Source organism: Veillonella parvula, assembly GCF_002005185.1.
Lineage (GTDB): Bacteria > Bacillota > Negativicutes > Veillonellales > Veillonellaceae > Veillonella > Veillonella parvula_M.
In genome coordinates this window covers 391,038-404,267 of the sequence record NZ_CP019721.1, presented here as the reverse complement: position 1 = coordinate 404,267, position 13,230 = coordinate 391,038, and the positions used below count along the sequence as shown (strand labels likewise).

At 38.8% G+C, this 13,230-nt stretch carries 10 protein-coding genes and 1 tRNA gene; 9 read left to right on the top strand and 2 right to left on the bottom strand.

Translation table 11 applies throughout. The annotated features are described in order from the left end of the window. The first annotated feature begins 178 nt into the window (after positions 1-178). From B1A77_RS01990 to B1A77_RS01960, 7 genes are all read left to right on the top strand, one after another. Positions 179-598 (top strand): hypothetical protein, encoded by a 420-nt coding sequence (locus B1A77_RS01990; RefSeq protein ID WP_227037275.1) that lies wholly within the window; start codon positions 179-181, stop codon positions 596-598. A gap of 221 nt (positions 599-819) precedes the next feature. Beyond that, the gene (locus tag B1A77_RS01985) at positions 820-2,103 is read left to right on the top strand and encodes a Y-family DNA polymerase (protein ID WP_077707765.1); all 1,284 of its coding nucleotides are present in this window, start codon (positions 820-822) and stop codon (positions 2,101-2,103) included. Between the two features lie 56 nt (positions 2,104-2,159). After that, complete coding sequence (locus tag B1A77_RS01980; protein WP_077707764.1) at positions 2,160-2,486, top strand: YolD-like family protein; 327 nt, start codon at positions 2,160-2,162, stop codon at positions 2,484-2,486. A 173-nt stretch (positions 2,487-2,659) separates the two neighbouring features. Continuing rightward, the gene (locus tag B1A77_RS01975) at positions 2,660-4,192 is read left to right on the top strand and encodes an ABC transporter permease/substrate-binding protein (protein WP_077707763.1); all 1,533 of its coding nucleotides are present in this window, start codon (positions 2,660-2,662) and stop codon (positions 4,190-4,192) included. 255 nt (positions 4,193-4,447) lie between these two features. Then, positions 4,448-6,577, top strand: coding sequence for a heavy metal translocating P-type ATPase (locus B1A77_RS01970; RefSeq protein ID WP_077707762.1), 2,130 nt, complete (start codon positions 4,448-4,450; stop codon positions 6,575-6,577). A 446-nt stretch (positions 6,578-7,023) separates the two neighbouring features. Further along, complete coding sequence (locus tag B1A77_RS01965; RefSeq protein ID WP_004694714.1) at positions 7,024-7,977, top strand: magnesium transporter CorA family protein; 954 nt, start codon at positions 7,024-7,026, stop codon at positions 7,975-7,977. 168 nt (positions 7,978-8,145) lie between these two features. Then, a tRNA-Ser gene (locus B1A77_RS01960) sits at positions 8,146-8,234 on the top strand. 640 nt (positions 8,235-8,874) lie between these two features. Here B1A77_RS01960 and dinD read toward each other — a convergent pair. Continuing rightward, a complete protein-coding gene (gene dinD / locus B1A77_RS01950) occupies positions 8,875-9,720 on the bottom strand; it encodes a DNA damage-inducible protein D (protein WP_077707761.1) in 846 nt (281 codons plus the stop codon). 243 nt (positions 9,721-9,963) lie between these two features. Here dinD and B1A77_RS01945 point away from each other — a divergent pair, with 243 nt between their 5' ends. After that, positions 9,964-11,190, top strand: coding sequence for an MFS transporter (locus tag B1A77_RS01945; RefSeq protein WP_077707760.1), 1,227 nt, complete (start codon positions 9,964-9,966; stop codon positions 11,188-11,190). A gap of 153 nt (positions 11,191-11,343) precedes the next feature. After that, positions 11,344-11,892 (top strand): SGNH/GDSL hydrolase family protein, encoded by a 549-nt coding sequence (locus B1A77_RS01940; protein ID WP_077707759.1) that lies wholly within the window; start codon positions 11,344-11,346, stop codon positions 11,890-11,892. A 162-nt stretch (positions 11,893-12,054) separates the two neighbouring features. Here the strand turns inward: B1A77_RS01940 and B1A77_RS01935 are convergent, their stop codons facing one another. After that, positions 12,055-13,047, bottom strand: a complete 993-nt coding sequence (locus B1A77_RS01935) for a hypothetical protein (protein WP_004694840.1) — start codon at positions 13,045-13,047, stop codon at positions 12,055-12,057. Between the last annotated feature and the right edge of the window lie 183 nt (positions 13,048-13,230).

Genomic DNA, 13,230 nt, shown 5'->3' with positions numbered 1-13,230 from the left:
GGGGCCCCATAACACAGCTACATTTTAATTAAAAAGAAAGGACTATACTTCTTTGCTCCTCGTGACCTGATGTCGCTGCATAAGTATAGTCCTTTCTTTTTATCACTGTAGATATGAAGGTGTCCCATCAATATAGTGGCACTCGATAGTTTTCGTTGTATTGTTGGGAGAGGAGCGTATGATGGTTAGAGGTACTGAGTTTTTTGTGTTTTACTTCTTTTGTGTGGCTCTTGGGTTAATAATTAGTGGGTTGTATTTAATTATCAAACGATTTTTATTACGTCACAATGGAACTCCAGTAACGATTGTGTCTATACTTCCACGAGTTACAAAGGAAATACCATTTAGAGTGATTGGTGCGGATAGATATATTTATGGTTATGATATTAAGTATATTTTGAATGGTGAAACTCATACTGCTGAGAGTGTAGAGTTTTATATTCCTTTTGCACCAACCAGTGGACCTATGGTTCAATTTAGTCCGACAGGTGTGCTTGCAAAAAATGGAGAAGTAAGTATAGATAATGTGACGATAACTATTGAGTATGGCGCTGTTTCAATTGTATTAGGGGGATTAGTGTTATTAAGTTTGTTTTGATAGAAATAAATTAGCTATCTTTAATAGTCTGTTAAACATATGGCATCTAACATTAGATTATATATCTAGAGTTAGGTGCTTTTATTTTCTATAAATTTACTAGCATAAAAACAAACATATGTTTGAAAATACTTTGTTTTTTTGTTATACTAGTCATACAAATTCTTGTGTTCTTAATTTTTGTAAAAGCTACTTGTTTAGCGGTTTAGGGAGGTGTTTGTATGGGTTCAGGTGATACGGATCGGATGTATATGTGTATTGATTTGAAGTGTTTTTACGCGTCTGTAGAGTGTGCCGATTTAGGACTGGATCCGTTTACAACACCTCTGGTGGTGGCCGATGGTTCTCGTGGCAAGGGGGCTATTACGTTGGCTATTTCTCCAGCCTTAAAAAATTTAGGTGTGAAAAATCGCAGCCGATTATTTCAGATTCCACCGCATATTGAGTATTTGACGGTGAAGCCACATATGAAGCGGTATATGCAGGTGTCTGCTGAGATTTATGGAACCTTGCTCAAGTATGTGGCGCCCGAAGATGTACATGTGTACTCTATCGACGAGTATTTCATCGATATCACGCCCTATTTACCACTATATAAAAAGACGCCTCGTCAGTTGGCGCAGATGTTACTCGATGCTGTGCTAGAGGCAACGAAGATTTATGCCACCGTTGGGATTGGTACGAATCTGTTTCTCGCCAAGATTGCCCTCGATATTTTGGCGAAACATGCGCCTGATTTTATAGGTTATCTTGATGTAAGCCTTTTTAAAGAGAAAATTTGGTATCATCAGCCCTTGACTGATATATGGCAGATTGGTAAGGGTATAGCTAATCGCTTGCATAAGTACGGTGCTTATGATTTACATGGTATTACCATGATTCCAGAAGCGAAGTTGTACAAGGAGTTTGGCATTAATGCAGAGCTCATCATTGACCATGCTTGGGGCCGTGAGCCTTGTACGATTGCGGATATCCATGCGTATCGACCTATTAAGCACTCTATCTCGCACAGTCAAATTTTGTTGCGTAATTATACCTATGAAGAGGCATACGTGCCTATGCGCGAAATGGTAGAGTCCTTGGTATTAGAGCTTTTACAAATCAAAGGGGTTACGAACCATATTCACGTTCATATCGGCTATGCTGATGAAATGATGCGCTCTACAGGAGGTTCTAAAAAGCTTAAGCAGTACACTGACTCTTTGCAGGTGTTAACGGCGGCAGTTATTAAATTATACGAGCAGCATTGCCGTAAAAATGAGCTCATCCGTCGCATAGGAATCAGCTTTGAGGATTTAGTCAATCAATCCGCCATACCTCAAGAGGTGGACCTATTTAGCACTCTTACTACAAATGAAGAGGAAAAAGAGCGACAGGTACAAGAGGCTATGCTATCCATTAAGGAACAGTTTGGTAAGAATTCTATTTTGCGTGCATCGAGCTTACAAGAGGAAGGAACCATGCGCTTTAGAAATACCTTGGTAGGCGGTCATAATGGGGAATAGATATTATAATGGATACATTGGAAATACATTAGTCGCGTAAGGGGAGGTATAAATTAATGAAACATCGCATGTCTCGGTTACAGCGAGCAAAACAATTTATGCCCTTTGCGGCATTGAGGGGATTTGAAGCGTTATTAGCCGCTGTAGCAAAGCCAAAAGAAAATCGGGCAGAGTTATCAGAGGATCAAATAGACGAGTTAAATACAGTTTTACAATCTGTACGTTGTGGGGAATGGGTACGAATCGTTTACTACAACAAACGAAAATATACGGAACTTATAGGAGCTGTTGATATGATTAGTGAGCAATTACAAATTCTATCTGTACAAGAAACTGTTATTCCTTTCAGATATATTAAAGAGCTGAACTTGTATGATATATAAATATAAATGATGGCTTTTACTGTGTATGGTAAATAGACTAGAGTTAAGAAATAATTAGGTATACAATAGTATCATGGGTAAATATAGCTTTATAAAGATTTCTTGAGTTTTGTTGACTCTAATATACCTATATAATTTTTCGTGTTTTTTGACTTAGAAAGGCGGTGTATGTAATGCATGATGTCATATCATTACTTATAAATCGCTATGATTTTTTCCTCCAGCTATTATGGGAGCATATAGAAATTTCAGTATTAGCTTCTGTTATTGCTACCATCATCGGTGGATTATTGGGTGTGTTTATATACGAATATAAACGGCTAGCTGCGCCAGTTATGGTAGTGGTTAATTTCCTATATACAATTCCATCTATATCGATGTTAGGCCTTTTGTTGTACGTATCAGGTGTTGGTAATACGACGGCTATCATTGCATTGGTTATATATGCTTTATTACCGATGGTACGAAATACATTTACTGGTCTTAACCAGATTGATCAAGCCATGTGTGAAGCGGGGATTGCATTAGGGCTCACGCGGATTCAACGTTTGTGGAATATAGAGATTCCTTTGGCTATGCCGACGATTATGGCTGGTATACGGACTATGCTCGTTATGACCATTGCCTTGACAGGTATTGCATCCTTTATTGGTGCTGGTGGTTTAGGTGTGGCGATTTATAGGGGCATTACAACGAATCAAAGTGCTTTGACGATTGCCGGTAGTCTACTGATTGCACTATTAGCCATTACTGTTGATGCGCTCTTTTCTCTAGGTGAAAGAGTAACGCGTATTAGCCCTCATATGAAGCGTTATACGATTATATTTGTTTCGATTATGACGCTAATTGCAATGGGTATAGGTGGCTGGGCTATGTATTGCCGTCATGTGAAGACCGATGTTATTCATATTGCAACGAAACCTATGACGGAACAGCTTATTTTGGGGAATGTTTTAAAAGAATTAATCGAGAAGAAGACTGATTTAACCGTAGAGGTTACAGAAGGTGTAGGCGGTGGTACATCAAATATTCAACCAGCTATGCTTTCCGGCCAATTTGATATATATCCTGAATATACTGGTACGGCTTGGTCTGCTGTGCTGAAACGTACGGATGCGTATGATGAAAGCCTATTTAATGAGCTTTCACAGGCCTACAAAGAGGAATATAATTTTGAGTGGGTCGGCATGTACGGCTTTAATAATACTTATGGCATAGGAGTGCGCAATGAGATTGCTCAGGCCTATGGTGTAAAAACGTATTCCAATCTTGCTCGTATAGCACCATCCCTAACATTAGGTGGGGAGTATGATTTCTTTGGTCGTGAGGATGGCTATGCTGGATTACAACGTGTGTATGGCATGAGCTTTAAAGCTACTAAAGATATGGATATAGGGCTAAAATATACGGCTATTAGTCGTGGTGAGGTGGATGCAATGCCGATATTCACGACTGATGGCCAATTAAGTATTGCACCGATTACGGTGTTACAAGATGATAAACATTTATATCCATCCTATATGGCTGGTAATGTCGTACGTAGCGAAGTGTTGATTGCTCATCCTGAACTGCGGCCTGTATTAGAAAGTTTAAATCATACGATTACAGATCAAGAGATGGCGAAGATGAATTACGCCGTTGAAACGGAACATCAACTGCCAGCTGATGTAGCACATAAATTCCTGGTAGAACGAAATTTGATATAAGGTGAATATAGTTAGAACTAAAGTAAATAAAATTTGATATATATTGAATATGATTTTGTATTGACATTTAATTTCCTTCGATGTAATATAAACATATGAACAGATATTCATATAAATAAAAATATCTGATGAATAATGTTTAGGAACATATATAACAAGATATGAAACAAGATATGTCTAATAAGTATTAGAAATAGACAATAAATTAACTTATAATACAGGATAGAAGCTTTCACTATTATCAAAGGAGATATCATGGAAGAAACATTGTTATTGAAGGATTTGAACTGTCCGAACTGCGCAGCAAAAATTGAAGATCGTATCCGTAAAATGGATGTGGTAGAGACTGCCAATTTCACACTTGCTACACATCAATTAAAATTAACCGGCTCTTGGGAAGACCGCGAAGCTCTTAAACGTGATATTCAAGAGATTTGTGATGCCATCGAAGAAGGCGTTACAGTAGCAGATTATGAACGTAAATCTAAAGCGGCTATGGATGATCATGGTCCTGACCAGGATCGTGGTAGTGATGCTGTAACAATTGCAGTCATCGTAGCAGGCTTGTTATTCATGCTTTATGAAGTTTTGTCATCCTTTGTCCCATCCATCAGCTTGCCAGAGAGTATTGAGACTCCAATTTACTATGTTGCGTATATTCTTCTTGCGTTCCCAGTATTGCGCATCGCAGGTCGTAATATCCTAAAAGGTGAAGTATTTGATGAAAACTTCTTGATGTCTATCGCTACATTGGGTGCTATTGCTATCGATGCATTACCTGAGGCCGTAGGTGTTATCTTGTTCTACCGTATTGGTGAGTTCTTCGAAGAAAAAGCAACTGATCGTAGTCGTACAGAAATCATGAACGCTGTCGATATGCGTCCTCAAGAGGTGCGGGTTGTAGATACAGACTGCGGTGGTGAAATCGTAGTTATGGCTCCTGAAAAGGTTGAAGTAGGCTGGACTATCGAAGTTCGTCCTGGCGATTTAATTCCTCTAGACGGCACAGTGCTTGAAGGTGAAACACGCGTTAATACAGCACCTGTAACAGGTGAACCTGTACCTGTTCGCGCCGTACCTGGCACTCAACTTATGTCTGGTTGTATCAACGAATCTGGTCGCATTACAATGCGTGTAGATAAGGTTCTTGAAGAATCCATGGTTACTAAAATTCTTGATGCCGTGGAAAATGCAGCATCCTCTAAACCTAAAATCGACCGTTTCATTACGCGTTTTGCTCGCGTATACACACCAATCGTTGTAGCTCTTGCATTGGCTGTAGCTATCATCCCATCCCTTATTACTGGTGAATGGCATAAATGGATCTACACAGCTTTAACATTCCTCGTTATTTCCTGTCCATGTGCATTGGTACTTAGTGTGCCACTCGCATTCTTCTCCGGTATCGGCAATGCTTCTAAAAATGGTATTTTGCTTAAAGGTGGTCGTGTTATCGAGGCTTTGGCTAATGTGAAAGCAGTAGCTCTCGACAAAACTGGTACCATCACATCTGGTGAATTTAAAGTACAAAACGTAGAAACTGTAGGCTCCCATGTGAGCAATGCTCAATTGCTATCCATGGCTTCAGCTATTGAAGCAGTATCTACGCATCCAATCGCAACAAGCATCGTTTCCGAAGCAAAGGCACAAGGTATTGTAGTAGAAGCGTCTGACTTTGTTCAAGAATTAGCCGGTGAAGGTATGGTGGGCACCGTTGATGGTCAACAAGTCCTCGTTGGTAACCGTCGTCTCATGGAACGCTATGCTGTTCAAGGCTACCCAACAGAAGCTACTGAATACGGCACAGAAGTATTAGTAGCAGAAGGTAATGTATACCTTGGTCGTATCATCATCGCCGATGAAGCTCGCCCAGACTCTGCTGAAGCGATTGCTAATCTTAATGGTCAAGATATTAAAACTGTTATGCTTACAGGTGATGCTGAAGCAAGTGCAAATTACATTGCTAAAGAAACTGGCGTAAGTGCTGTACGTGCTCAGTTGTTGCCTCAAGATAAATTGTCTGTTGTACAAGATATTCGCTCTGAATATGGTCCAACTATGTTCGTAGGGGATGGCATCAACGATGCTCCAGTACTTGCAGGTGCTGATGTAGGTGGCGCGATGGGTAGTGGTGCTGATGCGGCTATCGAAGCGGCAGACGTCGTATTCATGCGTCCATCCTTGACTGCCATTGCACACATTCTCGACTTGTCCAAAGCGACCTTGCGCGTTGCTTGGCAAAACGTAGTGTTCGCTATTGCTGTTAAAATCCTTATCATGGCGCTTGGCCTCATGGGCTATGCATCCATGTGGTGGGCGGTATTTGGTGATACTGGCGTATCCATTCTTTGTATTTTGAACTCTATTCGTATCTTGCGCCGTTAATTTGGTGAAAGTAATCTTATAGATTAATGCAGAAATATAACAAATGACATGATTCTGATTTGACAGAGTAGGATAAAACAAATAACCTCTATATTAGCGATAAGCTAGTATAGAGGTTATTTTTATAAGATTTAACCTAATGATATATTGCTGATTATTTGTTTGCATGCTTACTCACTGTAAGTTTTAGTGGTTTAATCTTTTGGTGGATTTTTTAGTTTAGCAGCTTTATCAATCTATCTGTTTGCTAGATTTTTTTGTAGATTTGATATAAGAATAGTTTTGAGATGCTTTTAACATATACAGTTGTGCATTGTTAATAGACATAAAGCGGTTTATGTATATACTATATAAACAAAACTTTCACAATTGAATTGAATAATAGCTATAAAATAGTATATAATTTATTAGATGATTACTATATGTTCGTTGGAAGGAGGGATAGCATGATCACGGTGTACAAACACATAGAAGAAGAGTTGGTTTCAGACTGCACTGTATCAGATGCCACAAAAGGTTCTTGGGTAAATTTGGTGAACCCAGACCCCGATGAGTTGTCCCTCATCAATATTTTGACGGAAATTCCAACGGACGTTTTAAAGACCGCTCTCGATATGGAAGAACGTTCTCACGTGGAATTAGAGGACAACTATATTTTCGTGGTTATCAACATTCCTGCGATTCGCGGTAATGATATGTACGATACGGTGCCACTTGGTATCTTTTTGACGCCTGACTTCTTCATTACTGTATGTCTTGAAGAATCCGAGGTGTTGTATCCGTTCATTTCAAACCAACTGTCTACATTCTATACATATAAAAAGACGCGGTTCTTGTTCCAAATCTTGTACCGTACAGCCACATTGTTCTTACGTTACTTACAACAAATTAACCGCCGTACCGACGATATTGAAGTTCAGTTGCGTCATACGACGAAGAATAAAGACTTCTTCCAACTATTGGAATTGCAGAAATCCATGACATACTTTACCTCTGCGTTGCGTACGAATGGAACTGTTATGGAACGCCTATTGCGCTTGCGTGGTCACAGCACTTATAGACATTTGCTTAAAATGTACGAAGAGGATGAGGATCTTTTGGAAGACGTTATCATTGAAAATAAACAGGCCATCGAGATGGTTGAAATGTACTCTAATATCTTGATGAATATGATGAACGCCTTTACATCGATTATCTCAAATAACCTCAATATGGTGATGAAAATGTTGGCGGCCCTTACGATTACTTTGGCAGTGCCCACAATCATATTCAGCCTGTGGGGAACGAATGTGGCGTTGCCATTCCAGGATGATCCAAATGGATTTTACGAAGTAGTAGGTATTTCTGTGGTGTGTTCTATCATTGCTATCATTGGCATGTGGAAAAAAGACCTATTCTAACATATATGATAAATAACTAATAGATTAGGGCAATACTAAATGTTAAATACAAATGAAAAAGCTGGCTGTAAGTCAGCTTTTTTGCTTGCTTATGTATTATATTATTGCTTATTTACGTATTACGTTGTTGCTTATTATTAGACCAATTTGATATAATAGTACCGTTATGGAGAGGTGTCCGAGTGGTTTAAGGAGCTGGTCTTGAAAACCAGTGACTCCGCAAGGGGCCGTGGGTTCGAATCCCACCCTCTCCGCCACCAATACATACAACTATCACAGATTATAACAAATTGTAACGAACTACAACAAACACAGTAAAAATAAAGGTTTATAATGATATTATGGAGTTGGAATTATAACGAATTGTAACGAATTATAACACAATTTTGCCACCATTTTGCCACCAAAAGAATAAAATAATTTGCCCCCATTGTATGCAGTATGTAATGGGGGCATTTTATTTATATTCTATAAACTAACACTAAAATGTACTGTCAAAATCTATCTTATCTTGAACAAAGTTAACAAATACCTTCTCAAAATTATTCATAAAATCACTCCAGTTTTTGGAAATTCTCATGATTGCAATGACTTGCATAAGGTGGTCATGTAAATCACGTTGACCAATGTCGTTAGTTAAATGTTGATGGCGGGGTGCTTTTAACATGAATTTATATCTTATTTATATGAGTAATTAATAAAGATACGCTTTGATAATATATTGACTATAAAAGCATTGATAGATAGATTTATCAAAATTATCTTTCGTATATACATGAAGTTTTTCTTTAAGTTTTGGCAATGGTTTATAACATTTGATACAAGTAAGTCTATTGCTTTTTGATATATATGCCAGTATAGCAAATGTTTTTAATGGCAATTGTATGGGGAAAGAGATTATTTTTTTTCTAACTTTTTCTGTTCTTTTTCTAATTGTTTAATACTTTTTGGTGGAGTAGGTAGGTCTTCAGGCATAGTACCACCTAATTCTTTAATTGTTTGACGCACTTTTGCACCGACTTCTCGATGCGCTATGTTTGCATTTTCTTTACCTTGAATATTATCGCGACGTAATTTGCCTTCTGTTTGTGTTAATCTAAACAAATTGGCCGCTAATTCCTCACTTCCCATATGATCTAATATTTTTTGTGAAGGTTTCAGCCCTTTTCGCTTATGGATTTCCTTGTTACCTAAGCCACCATATAAACCTTGATAGCCTGAGTTATGGAATTTAGCAAAGTCCTGAGGTGTTTCAACTCCTGCATTATTGGCTGCTTCTGATAATGCTGTATTATGTTCCTTTATATCTTGCCTGATTAGTAATCGACGTTCATCCTCGGACAAGGATATAAATTGTTCTTGCATTTCACGTTCATGAGTTTTAACTGCAAAATAGGTTTGGGCCTGTGCGATAACCGATTTTTTTGAATCGCCATTCATCGCTATCAGGTAACAAGCATATCTAGATAATACAATATCTTGTATCTCTCTATTAGCAACCCCAACATGTACTATTTTCCCGACGTCGGCAAAATGGTCGGAAATAGATAATTCGCTATTTTGACAAGCTATTTTGGCTTTTTCAATAACATTTAAGAAGTTATCCCATTTTGTATATTCTAAAATAGCTTGTAAATCTCGTGCATACCAAAATTCATTTCCATTAGCATCAATTTGTTTGATAGAGTCGAAAGAGTTTTCAGTATTATTGCCTATGGGCCGAATATCATTAAAGAAAAACATAATACAATCTCCTATGCGGGTAATTACAGATTAGTAATATTTTTAGCATCTATAGTTATATTGCTGGAGATACTAAATTATACTATGAATATTAACAACAAAGACTCTTTATTGCTTTCAGTATAGCATAGGTGAAAGCAAATGAGAATTGACGATAGAGAGAATAGTTTTATGTAGCCAATCTTTACTCACTATGATATGCTATCGATATATTTATTAGATATTCTGTAGAAAGGAGCTCGTATGAATCGACTTAGTTTCTCGCGAACTCAAATATTAATTCTCCTTAGCGTGTGGCTCACGTTCTTGTTGAGCTTTGTTATGCGCTTGTCTTGGGCATCTGTTATGCCTATCCTCAATGAGGCATTGCATTTTACAGCTAAAATGGGGTCTCAACATATTTCGGCCTTTTACTTTGGTTATGCGTTAACGGTATTACCAGGCGGTATTTTAGCCGATAGAATCGGTTATAGACGTACTATCTTGTTTAGTTTGATTGGTATGGCTGCTGTAACGGCTTTGATGAGTACCATTACAGACTATAACATGGCTTGGGGCTTGCGCTTCTTGTTAGGCGTTATGTCTGGTCCTGTACAAGCTTCTTGTTTGAGTGCTATCGGCGATCACTTCGGTCCGAACCAACGGGGTGCGGCCGTAGGTATCTTCATGAGTTGTACCTCCTTTGGTATTACTACGGTAAACCTTTACGCACCTTATGTGGCTACACATTACGGTTGGCAAACTGCATTCCTTGCTACAGCCATCTTGCCGTTGGTAGTACTCGTATTATGTTACTTCACGGTGCGTAAGCCGAGTGCAGAAATTCTCGCACAACGAGAAGCAGAGGCTTCCGAAGCGGCTGCTAAGCTTGGCGTAGGACAAACGTCTTTAGTAGAAAACTTGAAGCATATCGTTTCTAACCGTAACATTCGTTGCTTGGCGATTGCGGGATTCTTCGCAACAGGTACGACTTGGGGCGTAACACAATGGGCGAACTTATACATGGTTAAACAATTAGGTGTAACGGCTATCTATGCAGGCCAGGTCATGAGCGTGTTCGGTACGGCTGCGCTAATTGCGAAACCAACGATCGGTATTTTATCTGATATCTTACCAATTAAGAAGAACCATTTAGCGGCTCTCGTTATGTTCTTGTTTGGGCCAGCTTTAATTTTGTTTGCAAGCACGTCAAATCCAAATATGCTCTTTATAACAGGTCCGATTCTTGGTATTGGGGCCTTCATGCATAGTGCGTTGACCAATGCTCTCGTAGTTCAATCTGCAGCACCTCATTTGCGCGGTACTACAGCGGGCTTTGTAAACTTGTTTAACCAAATTGGTGCACTCTTGGCACCACTTCTCTTGGGCAATGTCCTTGTCATGACGGGTAGCTACCAAATGTCTTTGATGTCTATCGCTATAGCTCCTATTATTGGTGCATGTGCATTATTCTTTATTCGTCTTAAATAATATAAATGGATCCGTACATGAATTGCTCTTCTAAAAATTGCGTCTAATTGGAGGGCAGATCAAAACGGATCCTTTTTTGTAATTAATATGTATATTGTGTATGGTATTCTTTTATTATATGATTAAGTCATAGTACAGGAGGGAGGGGTGAAGATGGGAATCATCTGTTTTGGCGATAGCATTACGCGTGGCTATGATGTGCCCTATGGACGCGGTTGGGTCGAAATCTGTGATGCATCCATAGAGGGTGTTAATTTTACAAACTACGGTGAAGATGGCTGCTCCGTACAGGGTATGATTTATAATATTGAAAATTGGGCGGTTACTGCTGTATCCGATCCAACACGTCATATTTTCTTGATGTGTGGCACTAACGATATTTTACAAGGTCGAGATAGTACCTATGTGTACAAGACTTTGGTCAAAGCTATTGAGCTAGCTAGTACAAAAGGGACGGTAATCATCGGTTTAGAAACTCAAATTGATAGCGATATGGACGGATTGGATCTGGTTGTACGAGAGGTTAATGAACAGCTAAAAGCTTACGCAGAGGCGCATAATATTAAAGTTATAGATTTCTATACTACCTTGTTTGAAGCAGATCAAATTGGACAAATTGTCTTTGCCGGAGAGGTTCATCCCAACGAGCGTGGTTATCGATTAATGGCGTATAAGGCATTAGAGGTCTTTACGCGATTATAACGGAGCTATAATAGAACTGGAACGGGATTATAATACAACGTAATATAAAGAACATAAAAACTCCCCTAATGAGTTGCCTCATTGGGGGAGTTAGTGATTTATAGTCTTTTGTGCTAGTGAAAGTTGGGGGCTTTCACCAGATAAAAATAAATTCGTAACGAATTATTTTTTAGATTTAGTAGATACTTTGTTATTGGACACCTTAGCAGATTGTGCAATTGCGTATGCAGTGCCTTTTACTAAATCAGAAGCTTCAGCAGTGTTGCCAGATACGGTTACAGCTGCTACAGTGTCTTCAGTTACTGCGAATAATGCAGTTGCGTAAGGGTGTTGCGCACCATTTGGTACAGTTACAGCACCGGATTTAACAACAATGTAACGACCGTTGTTGTTGAAGATATCGTAATGAGCTGCTTGTTTTACACCATCATAGCTTTCATTGTAAGCGAACAATGCAGCTACTTCACCACTTGCTACTTGACCAGATTGTTGCATGGAACGCAATTTAGCGGCTGCCACAGCTGTTGGTTGAGTCATGTTTACAGTGATGCGCAAAGAGTTGTTATTTACAACTGCTTCAGTGATTACGTTTGTAGAGAATACATTCGCAACACCGTTGCCAGCACGGTTGTAAGAGCTAGCAGTTTTAACTTGGTAGCCATTAGTGTATGCAGGCAAGTCATATGTATAAGTTTTGCCATTTAACAATAAGTCAAACGCATTCAATTGGTTAGCTTTGTAGCGAGAAACGTAGGAGCTGCCGTTGCCATTAGCTGTTACGGAGTTTACAGTTTCTTGGTATACAGGTTGGGCTTCAGTAGGGATAGGATCCATGATTTGAAGACCTACAGCTGTTGTTTGAGGTGCCACAAAGATTGGATCACCTAATTCTTTAGATACAGGCATTTGTTGAGCCATATCGCCTGCTGTATAAGGCACTGCTGGCAATGGTTTGTAACCAGGACGTGGTGCACTTGTGGCATAACTAGTTTGGTAAGCTGGCGTAGCCGCTTGTGGTGCAGGATAAGAATATTGCTCTGCTGAAGCACGTTCATAAGCGCGTGCATTAGCATCGATAGTTGCAGCAAAAGCAGAGAAAGACATTGTTGTAGCTGCAAATACTGCAAAAGCAGTTGCTAAATGTTTTTTGTTCATAATAATTTACTCCTAAATACATGATTTTACAAATAACACAGATACTAACTTGTATTATATAGGAATTCATGCTAATTGTAAATAAAATATAAAATATTATCTTAATTATAAATAAATATAATCAGATGAGTCAAATATTGTACAATTAGCCATAGAATGTCATATTACTATATAATAATAATC